The organism is Exiguobacterium sp. SH1S1, assembly GCF_004337245.1.
GTDB lineage: Bacteria > Bacillota > Bacilli > Exiguobacteriales > Exiguobacteriaceae > Exiguobacterium > Exiguobacterium aurantiacum_A.
Map to the genome: position 1 here is coordinate 41,800 of NZ_SJUZ01000010.1, position 16,140 is coordinate 57,939.

Below are 16,140 nucleotides of genomic sequence, written 5' to 3' on the forward strand. Positions count from 1 at the left end.
ACGTTTCATTCCCCAGGAAAGTGGAATAGCCGAGAAGAGAACGTATTTCCACGGAGGAGGCATTTTATGAACATTCCGACCATCAAACTACACGACGGTTACGAGATTCCAGCTATCGGACTCGGCACCGTCTTCTTACGAGGCGAGACCGGTGTCGACGCCATCACGAGCGCGATCCGTAACGGTTATCGTCTCATCGACTCAGCGATTCGCTACGACAACGAAGGCGCGCTCGGGGAAGCAGTCCGCCAGTCCGGTATCCCGCGTGAGCAGTTATTTTTGACGTCGAAACTGCGTGGTCAATATTTCGATTATGATGAGGCCCTCAATATGATTCAAGAGTCGCTCTACCGGGCCAACCTCGACTATTGGGACTTATTTTTACTCCACTGGCCGAACCCGAAGCAAGATAAATACGTCGAGGCATGGCGCGCGCTCATCCAAGCGAAAAAGAACGGATGGATCCGCTCAATCGGCGTCTCGAACTTTATGCCCGAGCATCTCGACCGCTTAATCGAAGAGACGGGTGAGACACCAGTCATCAACCAAATCGAGCTCCATCCCTACTTCTCCCAAGTCGAGCAACGTCAAGCCGACAAAGAGCGTGGCATCATCACCGAGGCGTGGAGTCCGCTCAGCCGGGCCCGGACCGTCATCCATGACGAGACGATCACCGAGCTCGCCAACCAAAAAGGTAAGACGGTGTCGCAAGTCATCCTGCGTTGGCACATCCAGCTTGGCGTCATCCCGCTCCCGCGTTCGTCGAGTGAGCTGCACCAACAAGAAAATCTCAACGTCTTCAACTTCGAGTTGACCGAGGACGAGATGGAGACCATCAATGCGTTGACGAAACCGGATGGCCGCATCGACAACCAAGACCCGAGAGAATACGAAGAATTCTAAAAAAAAATGAGCCGCATGGGCTCATTTTTTTTCGTTAAAACGCCGGGATCGCCGTTTCGTCGTAATTCTCTTCTAAGAACGCACGGACTTCGTCGCTCGTGAGCGCTTCACCGAGTTTCTGGATTGCTTCGTCGTCCTTGTTGTCTTCACGGGCGACGAGCGTGATGGCGAAGTCGTTCTCGACCCCTTCCGTCAAGAGCGCGTCGCTCTTCGGTGTCAGGTTGAGCGGTGCCGCGTACGCCGGCGTCATGAGGACCGCGTCGACGTCGTCATAGGCACGCGCGAGCATGAGAAGGTCGACTTCTTCAAACTTGAGGTTTTTCGGGTTGTCCGTGATGTCCGCTTGCGTGTAATACGAACCGGTCTTCTCCCCAAGTTTGATCACGTCGTGTTGTGCGAGGAGCGAGAGTGAGCGGTCGATGTTCGAGACGTCGTTCGCGATCGCGATCGTCGCACCTTCTGGGATGTCGTCGATGTTGTCGTACTCTTTCGAGTAGACGCCGTAGTTGGCGAAATAGATCGGTTCGATCGGGACGAGGTTGGCGTCATTGCTACGGTTGAACTCTTCCATGTACGGGACGTGCTGGAAGAAGTTCGCATCGACTTCTTTCGCCGCGAGCGCCGTGTTCGGTTGCACGTTGTCGCCGAGGACGACGATTTCGAGTTCGATATTGTCTTCCGCGAGCTGGTCTTTCGCAATCTCGAGCATGTCGGTCATCGGTGGGATGAGCGAGGCGACTTTGAGCGTCTGCGGCTCGTTCGTCGGTGCTTCCGTCGGTGTTTCGTTGTCAGTTCCACACGCCGCGAGGACGAGTGTGAGTGAGGCGAAGAGTGCCATTAATTTTTTCATTGATTTTCCTTCTTTCTGTAGGTGATTAGCGTTTATCGATGACCCGGGCCACCGTCGTACCGGTGAACTGAATCAGCTGGACGAAGACGAGCATGATGAAGATCATGTACAGCATCAGCTCCGTCTTGAACTGTTGATAGCCGTAGCGGATGGCGAAGTCGCCGATGCCGCCGCCCCCGACCACCCCCATGATGGTCGAGTACGAGATGAAGCTGATGATCGACGTCGTCAGCCCGAGGACGAGTCCGGACCGGGCCTCGACGTATAAGAATTTGAAGATGACGTCTTTGATCGACGCCCCCATCGATACGGCCGCCTCGACGACGCCGCGTGGGACGTCTAGGAGCGACTGCTCGACGAGACGAGAGTAGTGGGCGATGGCGATGATCGCGAGTGGCACGGTCGCTGCCGCCGTCCCGAGCGCCGTTCCGATGATGAGCCGCGTAAATGGAATCAAAAACACGACGAGGAGCAGGAACGGGAACGAGCGGACGATGTTGACGACCAAGTTGAGCACCGAGAAGACGGCCCGATTCTCGAGCAACTGCCCTTTCCGGGACAAGTAGAGCCACGTCCCGAGCGGTAAGCCGACGAGGACGGCGGCGAGGATCGAAACGCCGACCATGATGAACGTCTCACCGATCGAGCGCCAAATCTCGGTCTGATATTGAACGAGCACGTCAGGCATACGGCTCACCCGCCTTTCGCAACTCATTGACGAACCAGGCCGGATTATTGTCGATTTCCGGGACACCACGCGGGACGAGATCGAGCGTCTCATACACCGAGCCGTCCGCCATGACGGTCACGCGGTCACACACTTGCTTGATGACGTCCATCTCGTGGGTGACGATGACGATCGTGACACCGAGCGCCTCGTTGATCGACTTCAGCACGCCGAGGATCTCGGCCGTCGTGTTCGGGTCGAGCGACGAAGTCGGCTCGTCACACAACAAGACGTGCGGTTCGTTCGCGAGCGCCCGGGCGATGGCGACGCGTTGCTTTTGCCCGCCACTCAGCTGGGCCGGGTACTTGTCCTTGAACGACTCGAGCCCGACGAAGCGGAGGCATTCGAGCACCCGTTCCTCGTGCTGCGCTTTTGGTCGCCCGGCCAGTTTGAGCGGGGCGACCACGTTGTCATATACCGTCTTGTTGCCGACGAGGTTGAACTGTTGAAAGATCATCCCGATGACGTGTCGCTGTTCGCGGAGTTGCCGGCTCGATAGACTCGTCAGTTCGTTCCCATCGACCGTGACCGTCCCTGCGTCCGGCGTCTCGAGCAAGTTCATCAGGCGCAGCAGCGTCGACTTGCCGGCACCGCTCGCACCGATGATACCGTATACCTCGCCTCGTTCAATCTGAAGCGAGACGTCACGGACCGCCTCGTCACGACCAAACTGTTTGCTTACATTCGTTAACGTGATCATAGACCGTCCCTTTCTTTCATACTGGAAAAGTGGAATGATAACCGTTCTCCATTTTAGCGAACTAAAGGACGATTGTCAGTTGAGGCGGCTCGTCATAATGGTTCGGTCTGAGCTTGAAGTACGTTTTACTTCACTTTCCGCCTTCTAGACACTTATAATAAAATTAATAAATACCATAGGGGGTATATGAATGACTACCGAAATATTATTGACCTTCGCTGTCTTGGCGCTAGCGATCGTCTTATTCGTCACCGATAAACTCCGGACCGACCTCGTCGCCGTCTTGATCATGGTCATCTTGCCATGGACCGGGGTCATCACGGCTAATGAGGCATTTTCTGGATTCGCGTCAAACGCTGTCATTTCTGTCATCGGGGTTATGTTGATCGGTTACGGTGTCGAACGTTCCGGCATCATGACCGTCGTCGCAGAATTTATCACGAAACGAGTCGGGGTCAAAGAAAAGAACGTCATGGCAACGACATCGACAACCGTAGGACTCATCTCGGCGTTCATGCAAAACATCGGTGCGGCCGCCTTATTTTTACCGGCCTTGAAGCGGATCAGTAAAAATGCCAACATCCCGGCTTCCAAGCTGATCATGCCGATGGGGTTTGCCGCCATTCTCGGGGGCACACTGACGATGGTCGCTTCGGGCCCGCTCATCATCTTGAACGACTTGTTGACCGAGTCCGGGTTTGACGCTTTAAACTTGTTCGCTGTCACACCAATCGGTCTCGTTTTGCTCGCGACCGGCATCCTCTACTTCTACTTCGCGGGCGGCCTCGTCTTGCCGAAAGCGTCCGGGGAAACGCAGACGACGAGTGCTTCTTTCATGGAAGAAACGCATCAATTGACGACCGACATCCATGAGCTCGACGTCAACGCTCGCCTTGCCGGACAAACGATTGAACAACTCGATATTTGGTCGACGTATGGGATCAACATTCTCGCACTTCGCGAAGGTGAGAGCCACGTCTATGGCCCTTGGCGCAAGACTCGCCTCGCCATCGGGCAGACGCTCGCCATCCTCGGAACGGACGAGGCGATCAATCGCTTCGCGGCCGATTATGAACTGACCATCAAACCTGAACTTGAATACTTCGCTTCGCTTGAAAATGAAGACGAGAGCGGGTTCGCTGAGATCATCATCCCGCCGACGTCGCCGTTCATCGGGAAGACGCTCCGCGATATTGGCTTCAGGAAAAATTTCCGACTTGAGCCGCTTGCCATCGTCGGAAGCGACGGTACGCAGACAAAACTGGAAAACGTCCCGTTCGAAGCCGGCATGCAACTCGTCGTCTACGGCAGCTGGAAAGATTTGATCAATTTGCGGAACGGTCGCGAAGTCGCGATTTTAAGCGATGTGAAAGCACCCGAACTCACTCCGCAGCAGAACAAGAAAAAACCAGCCTTGTTTTCAATCATCGTCGCCCTCGGTCTCGTCTTTCTCGGTTTTCCACTGTCGCTCAGCTTCTTTACGGGAGCTCTGCTGATGATTTTACTCGGTGTCATCCCGAAAGATGAGATTTACCCAGCCATTGACTGGAAGACCGTGTTCTTACTAGCCGGGCTCATCCCGCTCGGTATAGCCTTTGAAAAGAGTGGCGCTGCCGCTTATACGGCGGATGCCATCGTCAATCTCGTTGGCGGGTGGAGCACGCTCGCAATTCTATTCATCATCGGGATCATCACGATGTTCTTCTCACTCTTCATGTCAAACGTGGCAGCGACCGTCTTGCTCGTCCCGCTCGTTCTGATGATGGCCGATACGTTCAACATCGATCCGATCGGTCTTGCGCTACTTGTCGCGGTATCAGCTTCGAACTCGTTCATTTTACCGACCCATCAAGTCAACGCCTTCATCATGGGACCGGGTGGTTACCGCAACGCGGACTATATGAAGGCCGGAGGAGTCATGAGCCTCCTCTTCCTTGTTGTCTCGGTTATGATGATTTACGTATTATATATGTAACATTCAAAAAGGCAGAAAGCGCAATCACGCTTTCTGCCTTTTGTGCATTTAAATCGGGTGCCGCTTGAAATGGTCGGCGATATGAGACCGCATCGCATCACGGTTCTCAGCGAAGATACGATGTCGGTGTCCGTTTCCGCCTGACGGATGCGGAAACCCGCTCACGACACGTTCTGGTGCGATGAGCCCTCGGGCGACGAGCGTCTCGACGGCCCGACGCACGTTGACACCCATCGGTAAAATGAGCGCATCTTCGAGGACGGCCATCTCGTCGGCGAAACTGCCCTCGACGTATGAACGGAACAGCTCCGTTCTTAACATGTCCGGACTCGAACCGTTATAGTTCTTTCCTTTATAAAAAACCGGATAAGGCAACACAGCGGTGTTCTGCACGAGATGGTTCGCCTCACCGAACAAGTCGAGCGTCGACTCGATCTGGAGATGGTGATGCAAGTCCAAGTCGTCGAGCATAGTCACCAAGTTCTTGCGGATCGGCCCTGAGAAGCTGCCGCGCTGTTTGACGGCCTGGAGCGCTGCTTCATCCGAAGCGTCAGCCAAGTCGCGGATCGCCTCGAACGACTGTCGCATTTGATAGAGACCCGGCGTGATGCCAGCAATGACGACTTTAGCGTTCGGATTGATGTATTCGAACGGGGCATAATAAATGGTCAATTGCTTCTTCGGGTCTTCCTCAAGAAGGAACGTCTCGCTCTTCAACGTCGCTTCGTCCATGTCAGGAAGCTCAATGATTTTCTGTTTATAGGCTTGAAACAGGTCGGTTCGTGTCGGCACGATTCATCCTCCTTTCGTGTTCTGTCTTATCCTGTTCCCCAAAATCATTATGTGAAAAAAGTTCATGAAAGCGACAAGACTTCGCCTTTAGTTAAGCGTTTTCATTCCCTTTTTTATGCTATTCTTTTCTTGTCAGTTTGGTAATTACATATCTTTAATTACCTATAATTAGGATGGGGAGCGTGGGATAAAGTGAAAGCAGTCGTAGTCAATTCATCTAACAAAGCGAATATCGAAGTGGTTGAAAAGGAGTTGCGCCCACTAAATTCTGGAGAGGCGCTTGTCGACGTCGAGTATTGTGGCGTATGTCACACAGACCTACACGTTGCCGCGGGAGATTTCGGTGATGTCCAAGGCCGCGTACTCGGACACGAAGGCATCGGGATCGTTTCAAAAATTGCTGACGACGTAACGAGTTTGAAAGTCGGAGACCGCGTCAGTATCGCCTGGATGTATCATGCCTGCGGGCGTTGTGAGTACTGTACGACTGGACGCGAAACGTTCTGCCGCCACGTACAAAACGCTGGATATAGCGTTGATGGCGGGATGGCCGAGCAAAGTATCGTAATGGCCGATTTCACTGTCAAAGTACCAGACGGACTCGATCCGGCACAAGCTTCGAGTATCACGTGTGCCGGTGTCACGACGTATAAAGCCATTAAAGTGGCTGATGTGAAGCCAGGTCAAATCGTTGTCATCTACGGATGCGGTGGTCTTGGTAACCTGGCAATTCAGTACGCCAAACACGTGTTCAATGCGTACGTCGTCGCAGTCGACATCAATGACGACAAACTCAAACTCGCTAAAGACAGCGGCGCCGATATGATCATCAATCCAGTGACAGAGGGCGCTGCGGACAAAATCATCCAAGAGCAACTCGGGGGCGCACATGCAGCGGTCGTCACGGCCGTTTCAAAAGTAGCCTTCAACTCTGCGGTCGACGCTGTAAGAGCGTGTGGAAAAGTTGTCGCGGTCGGACTTCCGTCTGAAACAATGGATTTGAATATCCCACGTCTCGTCCTCGATGGCATCGAAGTCGTCGGATCACTCGTCGGTACACGTAAAGACTTAGAAGAGGCTTTCCAGTTCGGGGCCGAAGGAAAAGTCGTACCGGTCGTCCAGAAACGTTGCCTCCACGAAGTCCAAGATATTTTCGAAGAGATGGAACAAGGTAAAATTCAAGGACGAATGGTCATCGATTTCAAAAATAAAGAATGCCAGTAAAAAAACGAGGCCATTTGGTCTCGTTTTTTTACTGGCGTCTAAACCGGGTCATCGTATGACATGATCATCTGTTCAGTTGAACTTGAGATACTAGCGCATTGACGCGCCCTATCCGCTTTTGTATAGTTAGGAACGACAAAACAGAATAGGAGTGACCAATTTGACTCCATACGAACAACTTACGCCAACGCACCTTTTGGATTTGCTCGGTGAGCGCCACGATCAAATCCGACGCATTAGCGAACGGGCATGGAACGAACAACATGATATTTACATCTCCAACTCGGAATGGTACATCCTCGCCCGCATCTACCGAAAGAATCCGACCATCTCCGAAGTGACACGGAACGTCCATGTGTCACGCCAGGCGATCCATAAACTGATCAAGAACTTGAAGACAAAAGAGCTCGTCACGGTGACCGACCACCCGACGAGCCGAAAAGACAAATGCATTCAGCTGACCGACCTCGGTATCCGCTGTTATGAACAAAACGAGGCGCTAAAAGCCGATCTCGAACAAAAAATTGCCACGACACTTGGCGACGATGCGTTTAATCAATTGCAGACGTTGCTCCAAACCGACTGGAAACTGTGATCTCTTCTCATCATAAGAAGAGGTTTTTTCCGTCTGTGCGGCCTTCAATGTCAACCGGGTTGACAATTTACATCAATTACCTCTATAATGGATATTAGGAAGAGGTGATCGATTTGTTCAAAATTGATGATTTAATCATCTATTCGACCCACGGAGTTTGTCGCATTGACGAAATTTCCGATATGACGGTCGCAGGTGAGACGAAGTCGTACTATACGCTCCATCCAATCAACAACGCGCAGAAGCTACAGATCAGTATTCCGGTCGATAGTGACAAAGTCATGATGTTGACACTCTTGGAAGCTAAAGAAGCAAAAGAGATCCTCGAATCGTTCCGCTCTCCTGGTGTCGAATGGAATCCCCATCCGAATAACCGGAACCGCGAATTCTTGCATGTCGTTCATTCGGGCAACCGTCACGATATCGCTCAAGTCATCAACACGCTTGCTCGGAGACAAACCGAAGCAGTTTCGTTGAACAAAAAGTTATATGAACAGGATCGTAAGATTTTAGAAAACGCTAAAACGATTCTTGTGAAAGAACTTTCACTCGCGCTTCATTTGTCGGAAGAAGTCATCGATCAACAGATTGCCGCTTATTTGAGCGCTGAACCTGTTGCCGCCACTTGATTGGACCCTTCTATATGAAGCGGTCTTTTTTTATTGTTTGAACGCCTGTAACACTTGTTCCTTCAACGGTTGGAAGCTCATCCCTAAGTTCCCGTGGTACATAAAATGCTTCGAGCATAGCACCGTCCCGATTCCACCGTCACGGTATGTAAATGGAATCGGGCCTTTTGCAATCCAGTCGCAGAGTCGAAGGTTTCGATTGAAAGTCTGACGTGGAACCATGTGCTCCTCTTCAAGCAAATCGAGCAGTTCGCCGAGTGCCTGTTTGCTATGGACAATAATTACTTTCGGTCGATAGGTGAATAACAATTCTCGGAACACTCGATTCCCATACTGAATCAAGTCAGGATTTACGCTAAGCAAATCTTTCGCTCGTCTCGTCGGATAGGCGTTCATATTCGTCTCAATCACTTCAACTTCTCCATTCGCCCTCAGCTCTAAATCTTCGACAAATTTATTCAAGCCGATCCGCGTGCGTGATAAGTCCGTCTTCCCTTGCGAACGGCGAATCATCTTCACGCGCTCCAAAAACTGCTCTCGATGACAAAATGTATCGATATACTCTTCAGCACTTGCAAAGTCGTCCTTATGCATCGGCGTCGCTGGATTGATGCCAACGATGAAGACGTTGCCTTTTGAACTCGGGGATTTACTGACGAACGGTCGGAAATAGTAGGGATGGGGCGCACGTTCGACCCAACTTTTTAACACTTCAACTGAACACATGCCCCGGTCTCCTCTCAATCAGTCTGTAAAGTCACATCTTCAGCTAATCCTGTATTGTTAATCTTGTTGTACTGGTCATAAGCTTCCGTCACTTCGTTCAAGTCTTCTGGATCAATCAAAAATGTTTGAGTCCCTTTCTCAATCAGCAAAAGCGGCTGCCCTTTGAACTTTACTTCATCCAAGATCTCGGATGCGTCTCGAACGATCACTGTCTCCGTTGTTGGCGTAAGGCACCGGACTTCTGTATGATCTAGCCACTCCAATATTTCTGTGACTTCCGACTCGACATCAAACAATATGGCGACCAAAACATAATGATCCCCTTGTTTCATCAGGACAGCATAGCAATCACCCATTTGGACGCATTCCGTCTTCGCCGTCTCCATATAGTCTTCGTAATGAGGGAGGACACAATACTCGTAACTGTCCGGATATTTTCGCAGGTGTTCGAGATAAGCACCATACTTTTTTCTTTCCCACTGTGTAAGCTTGATTTTATCCATCCTCTACCTCCTACATGATGGTATTCACCTTTTATTTATAACCAATATATGGTTTTTAATGTTGCAATTCAAAAGAAAAAGCGAGAATATTTTCGCATTCTCGCTTCAACCGATTCAATTGTGCACGACACCCTTTTCTTTCAAGCCGAGCGCCATTGCCGTCGATTCGTGGATCGTCTTGAACAGCTCAGGATGGTCTGAGAGCGAGACGCCGTACGATGGCACCATCGCCTTGATCTTCGGCTCCCATTCCGGCAACTGCTCAGGGAAGCACTGCTCGAGCACTTTCAACATGACGTGGACGGCAGTCGACGCACCGGGTGACGCACCGAGGAGCGCCGCGACCGAACCGTCTTCCGCACTGACGACTTCTGTCCCGAATTGGAGCGTGCCTTTGCCTGCTGGCGTGTCTTTGATGACTTGCACACGCTGACCAGCGGCGACGATTTCCCAATCCTCGTTTTTCGCGGTCGGGATGAACTCACGGAGCTCGTCCATCCGCTTGTCGTGCGACAAGAGCACTTGCTCGATCAAATATTTCGTGAGCGGCATCTCTTTCGCCCCGGCCGCAAGCATCGTCACGACGTTGTACGGTTTGACCGATTGGATGAGGTCGAGGTTCGAGCCTGTCTTCAAGAACTTCGGCGTAAAGCCGGCGAACGGTCCGAACAAGAGCTCTTTCCGTCCATCGATGTAACGTGTATCAAGATGCGGCACCGACATCGGCGGCGCGCCGACTTTCGCCTTGCCGTATACTTTGGCGTGGTGCTGCTCGATGACGTCACGGTTTTTACAGACGAGGAACAACCCGCTCACCGGGAATCCGCCGATATGCTTCGACTCCGGGATACCCGTCTTTTGCAACAACGGCAAGCTGCCGCCACCGCCGCCGATAAAGAGGAACGGCGCCGTATGCGTCTCGATCGTATTCGCCTCGATGTCCTTCACTTTCACTTCCCATAGCCCGTCTGGCAACCGTGTCACGTCCTCGACGCTATGCTTGTAGTTGACCTCGACATCATGATTCGTCAAATGGTCAAACAGCACCCGCGTCAGCGCGCCAAAGTTGACGTCCGTCCCTGAGTCAATTTTCGTCGCGGCAATCGGCTCATCGATCGTGCGACCTTCCATGACGATCGGCATCCATTCGCGCAACTGCTCCGGATCGTCCGATAAGACCATACCATCGAACAACGGATTATTTGTTAGCGCTTCCAAACGTTTCTTCAAGAAGCTGATATCTTTCTCCCCTTGGACCATGCTCATATGTGGGATCGAGCGGATAAAGTCTTCCGGTTGTTGGATCAATCCTTTGTTCACCAGATGCGCCCAAAACTGGCGCGAGATTTGGAACTGCTCGTTGACGTTAATCGCTTTTGAGATGTCGAGCGTGCCGTCCGAATTCTCGGTCGTATAGTTCAACTCGCAGAGGGCGGCATGCCCCGTTCCTGCGTTATTCCACTCGTTCGAGCTCTCTTCCCCTGCGCTTGCGAGCTTCTCGAACACTTTGACTTCCCACTCCGGTACGAGCTCTTTAAAGAGCGACCCGAGCGTCGCGCTCATAATTCCCGCACCAATCAAAATGACGTCTGTTCTCTTTTGGACACTGCTCATGAAAACCCCATCCTTCTCCCCTGGATTTGTGTATGAAACGATTCAGTAAATCCCCATTCGCCGATCGTTTCTTTGTAATCGTTATACTGATTATAACGCTTTTGTGATGAAAGATAAGGGTTAAGTAGTGAAAATAGAGATGAAACTTTTAAGAAGAATTCGGCTCATTAATCGTGAAGGGAGAAAATTACCATGAGGCGAGGCGTCAGTTTTAAAATACCGAACAACTACGGGACTTATTTATTAGAAATACTGAAACCAATCGAATTGAGCCGTTACATGTGGTTCATTCTCGGTGAAGAATCTTACACGGTAAGGGATGACGAGTTAAGTGAGCTGTTATTCCATGAACCGACTGTGATGGATGGAGAAGCGTTTGGCGATTTAATCAGCCAAGACCAACACTATCTCATCTTTTTGAATCTAAAAGCTTTTCCAGCTGGACCGGTGACGGATGTCGAAACGTATGAGGCATTCCTCGACAGCCCTTGCGAATTTGCCCTATTGATTGTCGACAGCACGTTCGTCGACATCTATTGTAAAAATCAACGAATGATTGAATCATTTTATGACCATGCGCTCTCATGTGAATTCAAAGAAGTCGCCTACCTGACCGATGCCAACGATATGAGAACAACATTAACAATTTGGTAAAATACGCTCACCCAAAATGATCAAGGAGAATCCACTATGCCAACCATCTACCTCGTCCGTCACTGTTCGGCCACCGGTCAAGAGCCGGACGCTCCGCTCACGGAAGCCGGTCAAATCCAGGCGATCGCCTTGCGCGATTTTTTCGAAGACGTCCCGATCGAGCGCATCATCTCGAGCGATTACACTCGGGCCGTCGCTTCAATCACACCTGTCGCTAACGAGCGGAACTTAACGATTGAACAGGAACCGAAGCTTCGTGAGCGCATCCTCTCGCTCGAACCGCGGGCTGATTGGTTCGACCTACTCCGCCACTCGTTCGACGACCCTTCGTTCAAGTTACCCGAAGCTGAGTCGGGCCTAGACGCAACTGCTCGGATTTTGGACGTCGTCACTCAAATAAACGGTCCGACGATTCTCGTGACACACGGCAATCTGCTCGCGCTCTTGTTACAACATGTGGATAACCAGTTTGATTTCGAGACGTGGCGGAATCTTAGTAATCCGGACGTCTATCAGTTGGAAATTGTGGATAACTTTTTTTCAGTCAAACGCGTCTGGTCGGACCCTGCCTGTGGATAACGTTATCCACAGAAAAAGCCGTCTCATCACGAGACGGCTTCACTGCTTCACTTTTCCACAAAGAACATCGAGATCGCACCTAGACCGACGTGAGTCCCGACCGAGACACCCATCTGCATCAGATAAATCTCACCTTCGAAGTCCGATTCGGCTTGGATTTTCACTTTCAAGTTCTCAGCGATTTTCTGGTCCGATGTATAACCGATGATGATGAAGTTTGTGACGTCTTTGTCGTAGCGTTTAATGAACTCGTCCGTGTAGTGCTTGAGCACTTTCCGAGTTCCGCGTTCTTTGGCGACGATGGCACCTTTCCCGTTCTTCATGCTCATGATCGGCTTGACCATCAACAGCTTGCCGATGATCGCGCTCGCGTTCGAGATACGGCCACTCTTGATCAAATGATCCAAGTCGTCGACCGACAAGAAGTGTTTCACTTTCATCTTATACGCCTCATTGAAGTCGACGAGTTCCTCGAACGTCGCACCCGCTTCACGCATCTGTGCGCTCTTCATAAGTAACCAACCGCTGCCGTGGCTCATCGAACGGGAATCGACGATATGAATCTTCACCGTCGAATCCGGATGCGCCTCTTCAAAATATTCTTTGCCGAGCACGGCCGATTGATACGAACCACTCGTCCCACTCGACATGCAGATACATAAAATTTCGTGATGGCCGGCCGTGACGGCATCTTCCATCAGCTTCAAAAACGTCGCCGGGCTCGGCATCGCCGTCGTCGGAAATTCCGGTAGCGCTTCCAACATTCCGTAAAACTCATCGGGCTGAATATCGACGCGGTCTTCATACGACTTATTGTTCATCGTGATGATGAGCGGAGCTACACCGATATCATATTTTGCTAAAATGTCGTCTGATAAATCGCAAGTTGAGTCGGCTAGTAATTTAATCATAGTATCCTCCAAATTGTCTCCTAAGGTGACGGGAATCGTCCTAGTTCACTACGCCGATTAAGACGTCAAGACAGGACACCTTTAGTGTACCAAATATAGAGGGTTTGATGTTTTTTTACTAGGCTCAATGTGCGACTTATTCATGTTTTTGAATCGATGTGCGAATTCGGGTCGTATACACTACAGGATTCACTATTCCTCACATGCAAAACAGCATATAATGCTAACACTAAGCTTGTAGCCGTAAGGAGAAGACATGATGCAAAAACGACTTTCTTGGAAGCAGCTGAAATGGTTGGTTCCATTCCTATTGATTGGCCTGATTCTTTATCAGAGCGGGCAAGAACTACAAAACTTATCGCTCGCAGCCGCCTTCTCGGCGTTAGAAAAACTGACAGGATTCGAACAATCCAGCTTGATCCTTCTTGGCTTGCTCGCTGTCCTGACGATGACCGGATACGACTACTTTTTACTCCGCTCATTGAACGTTCATATCCCGTTCCACAAGTTGCTTCGTGCGGCTTGGATCACCAACTCGATGAACGGCATGCTCGGGTTCGGCGGCGTCATCGGCATCGCACTCAGGACCTCGCTGTATCGTCCGTACACGGATACATTGCGACTGCTCCGGGCTATCGGTTGGATGACACCGACGCTGATCAGCGGACTGTCTCTACTGTCGATCGGGGTCCTCTCCGGCCTATTTCCGGCCACAACGCTGATATCGACGAAGCAGTGGATTTGGCCCATATTGCTGGCAACGCTAGCCGTCTTGCCACTTTACATCTATATGACCCGCAAACGATCGAACTTGAGCTGGTCGACGTTACTCGGCTACATCGCCACATCATTCGCGGAATGGGTGACAGCAGGACTCGTCGCCTTGTACGCCTTGTATCTCCTCGGCGGGGACGCCCCGGTTGCTAGTATGCTGGGCGTATTCATCGTCGCCACAATCGTCGGGGTCGTTTCACTCGTCCCAGGCGGAGCCGGCTCGTTTGATCTATTGTATTTGGTCGGGATGACGCAGCTCGGCATCGATCAAGAGATTGTCTTGTCATCCTTGATCGTCTATCGGTTCGTCTACTTCATCGTCCCGTTCATGGTTGGTTTGTTTTTAGCAGCGATCGCCTTCGGGGACCAGGTCGTCAAACAAATCGAATACAAACCGATAATCGGCTCATCGTATGAAATCGGGACGGTCGTCTGGCGCACCGTTTTGCGGACACTCGCCAAGACCGGTCGGCTCGCCGGCAGTCTGATCGCTTTGATGACGAGTCTCGTCCTCTGGTTTCAAACGCTGCTCCCGAGTGTGGCCCCGCTTTATGTGACAGCTCCTTGGATGCAATGGGTCGGGACGCTTTGTCTGTTCGTTGCCGGACTCCTGACGTTAGTGAGCACCTACGGCATGTATATCCGCACGAAACGGGTGCTGTGGATCACGGCTGTGTCGTTCTTCTTCGCGACGCTTGGTATATTCGCACGCGGGTTCAATTTGTTCGAAGCGTTGGTCGTGGTCGGATTTGCCTTGTTCGTTTGGCTGACCCGAAACCAGCACACGCGGTATCGCTCGATCCTGACCATCAGCCGCTTCTTCCGAAACGTGTTGTATGTCAGTCTATATGTCGGGACACATGCGATTTTGCTCCAGTCATTCAGTCAAAGCGACACGATTTTCTTTGAACCGGATCAAGCCGCCCTGTTAAGCGTGAGCGCTGTCATGATATCAGGCCTGCTATTGAGTGTCCTGTTTGTCTTGTTTAACCGTCTGAAACGTCCCCGTCTTGGTGAGGCGTTCGAACCGGTGCGCTTTGAACGGTTCCAGACGACGCATGCGACATCACACACGTTTGATTTGGCTTACATGAATGACAAGCGCGTCTATTATGGCCCTGATGACAACGCCTGCCTGCTGTTCGCGTTATCTGGTAATCACGCAATCGTTTTAGGAGACATACAAGGTGAGACGAGTGCCGCCTCCGAGCTGTTGATTCAGTTCATTGAGGCGACCGACCATCTCGGCTATGTCCCGTTGTTCTATCAAGCCACACCGAACTGGATGCCGCGCCTGCATGACGCTGGCTTCACGTTTTTCAAGCTTGGCGAAGAGGCGACGATCAATGTCGATACGTTCTCACTGACAGGTAAAAAGCGCGCGAACATGCGCTCCCTAAACAACCAGTTCATAAAAAAAGGCTTTACCGTGGACGTGATCACGCGACCGAACGAGGCGATCATCACCTCGCTGAAAGATATTTCCGAAGAATGGATCGGCAATCGCAGTGAGAAAGGCTTCTCGCTCGGATTTTTCAACGAGCAGTCCCTATCACATTATCCGACGGCGCTGCTGAAGGACGTCGATGGGCAAATCGTCGCCTTCATCACGCTGCTGCGCGGGCATGGTACCGTATCGATTGACTTGATGCGCTCGTGTTGTGACGCTCCGCCCGGCTCAATCGAAGTACTGATTCTTCACGTAATCGAGTGGGCGAGAGAGAATGGGTATGCCGATGTCGGGCTCGGAGTCGCCCCACTCGCATCGGTCGGTGAGCATACGTTCGCTTACTGGCCCGAGCGGATCGCGGCGGACATCTTCGAGAACATCAGCTACATTTATCCGTTCAGTGGGTTAAGGCAATTTAAGAACAAGTTCAAACCGACGTGGGAAGGCCGCTACTTGGCATTCCGGCAACGACGGACGCTCCTGCCTTCCTTGTTGCGCACGGCACGGCTGATCAGTCGAAAAAACGTTCAATGA

General features: G+C 51.5%; 16 protein-coding genes. 8 read left to right on the top strand and 8 right to left on the bottom strand.

The window, feature by feature from the left end; genetic code table 11:
* The first annotated feature begins 66 nt into the window (after window positions 1–66).
* Window positions 67–903: an aldo/keto reductase gene (locus EVJ23_RS13650; protein WP_131441315.1), complete on the top strand. Its 837-nt coding sequence runs from the start codon at window positions 67–69 to the stop codon at window positions 901–903.
* A gap of 34 nt (window positions 904–937) precedes the next feature.
* Here the strand turns inward: EVJ23_RS13650 and EVJ23_RS13655 are convergent, their stop codons facing one another.
* Genes EVJ23_RS13655 through EVJ23_RS13665 form a run of 3 tightly spaced genes read right to left on the bottom strand, consistent with a single transcriptional unit; the run spans window position 938 to window position 3,180 of the window.
* Window positions 938–1,753, bottom strand: a complete 816-nt coding sequence (locus EVJ23_RS13655) for a MetQ/NlpA family ABC transporter substrate-binding protein (protein ID WP_131441316.1) — start codon at window positions 1,751–1,753, stop codon at window positions 938–940.
* 25 nt (window positions 1,754–1,778) lie between these two features.
* On the bottom strand, window positions 1,779–2,441 hold the full coding sequence (locus tag EVJ23_RS13660; protein WP_071398721.1) for a methionine ABC transporter permease: 663 nt from the start codon (window positions 2,439–2,441) through the stop codon (window positions 1,779–1,781).
* Window positions 2,434–3,180 (bottom strand): methionine ABC transporter ATP-binding protein, encoded by a 747-nt coding sequence (locus tag EVJ23_RS13665; protein WP_131441317.1) that lies wholly within the window; start codon window positions 3,178–3,180, stop codon window positions 2,434–2,436. The genes EVJ23_RS13660 and EVJ23_RS13665 overlap by 8 nt, the downstream gene beginning before the upstream one ends.
* 190 nt (window positions 3,181–3,370) lie before the next feature.
* On the opposite strand from EVJ23_RS13665, the gene EVJ23_RS13670 reads away from it, so the two are divergent.
* A complete protein-coding gene (locus EVJ23_RS13670) occupies window positions 3,371–5,155 on the top strand; it encodes an SLC13 family permease (RefSeq protein WP_131441318.1) in 1,785 nt (594 codons plus the stop codon).
* Between the two features lie 48 nt (window positions 5,156–5,203).
* On the opposite strand, the gene EVJ23_RS13675 is transcribed toward EVJ23_RS13670, so the two are convergent.
* Complete coding sequence (locus tag EVJ23_RS13675; protein ID WP_131441319.1) at window positions 5,204–5,947, bottom strand: hypothetical protein; 744 nt, start codon at window positions 5,945–5,947, stop codon at window positions 5,204–5,206.
* Window positions 5,948–6,139: 192 nt separating this feature from the next.
* Here EVJ23_RS13675 and adhP point away from each other — a divergent pair, with 192 nt between their 5' ends.
* From adhP to EVJ23_RS13690, 3 genes are all read left to right on the top strand, one after another.
* Complete coding sequence (adhP, locus tag EVJ23_RS13680) at window positions 6,140–7,171, top strand: alcohol dehydrogenase AdhP (RefSeq protein ID WP_070328005.1); 1,032 nt, start codon at window positions 6,140–6,142, stop codon at window positions 7,169–7,171.
* Between the two features lie 160 nt (window positions 7,172–7,331).
* A complete protein-coding gene (locus EVJ23_RS13685; protein WP_070328004.1) occupies window positions 7,332–7,766 on the top strand; it encodes a MarR family winged helix-turn-helix transcriptional regulator in 435 nt (144 codons plus the stop codon).
* 104 nt (window positions 7,767–7,870) lie between these two features.
* Window positions 7,871–8,395 (top strand): CarD family transcriptional regulator, encoded by a 525-nt coding sequence (locus EVJ23_RS13690; RefSeq protein WP_016510581.1) that lies wholly within the window; start codon window positions 7,871–7,873, stop codon window positions 8,393–8,395.
* A gap of 30 nt (window positions 8,396–8,425) precedes the next feature.
* On the opposite strand, the gene EVJ23_RS13695 is transcribed toward EVJ23_RS13690, so the two are convergent.
* The 3 genes from EVJ23_RS13695 to mqo all read right to left on the bottom strand — a co-directional run bounded on the left by EVJ23_RS13695 (window position 8,426) and on the right by mqo (window position 11,238).
* Window positions 8,426–9,121, bottom strand: coding sequence for a uracil-DNA glycosylase family protein (locus tag EVJ23_RS13695; protein ID WP_131441320.1), 696 nt, complete (start codon window positions 9,119–9,121; stop codon window positions 8,426–8,428).
* 14 nt (window positions 9,122–9,135) lie between these two features.
* A complete protein-coding gene (locus EVJ23_RS13700) occupies window positions 9,136–9,624 on the bottom strand; it encodes a hypothetical protein (RefSeq protein ID WP_131441321.1) in 489 nt (162 codons plus the stop codon).
* 114 nt (window positions 9,625–9,738) lie between these two features.
* Window positions 9,739–11,238, bottom strand: coding sequence for a malate dehydrogenase (quinone) (gene mqo, locus EVJ23_RS13705; RefSeq protein ID WP_131441322.1), 1,500 nt, complete (start codon window positions 11,236–11,238; stop codon window positions 9,739–9,741).
* A gap of 192 nt (window positions 11,239–11,430) precedes the next feature.
* On the opposite strand from mqo, the gene EVJ23_RS13710 reads away from it, so the two are divergent.
* Window positions 11,431–11,892 carry a DUF2691 family protein gene (locus EVJ23_RS13710; RefSeq protein ID WP_131441323.1) on the top strand — a complete coding sequence of 154 codons (462 nt, stop codon included), beginning with the start codon at window positions 11,431–11,433 and terminating at the stop codon, window positions 11,890–11,892.
* 36 nt (window positions 11,893–11,928) lie between these two features.
* A complete protein-coding gene (locus EVJ23_RS13715) occupies window positions 11,929–12,471 on the top strand; it encodes a histidine phosphatase family protein (RefSeq protein ID WP_070327998.1) in 543 nt (180 codons plus the stop codon).
* A gap of 47 nt (window positions 12,472–12,518) precedes the next feature.
* Here EVJ23_RS13715 and EVJ23_RS13720 read toward each other — a convergent pair whose 3' ends face one another.
* Complete coding sequence (locus EVJ23_RS13720) at window positions 12,519–13,382, bottom strand: DegV family protein (protein ID WP_070327997.1); 864 nt, start codon at window positions 13,380–13,382, stop codon at window positions 12,519–12,521.
* Between the two features lie 259 nt (window positions 13,383–13,641).
* Between EVJ23_RS13720 and mprF the strand changes: the two genes are divergently transcribed.
* Window positions 13,642–16,140, top strand: a complete 2,499-nt coding sequence (gene mprF, locus EVJ23_RS13725; RefSeq protein ID WP_236633789.1) for a bifunctional lysylphosphatidylglycerol flippase/synthetase MprF — start codon at window positions 13,642–13,644, stop codon at window positions 16,138–16,140.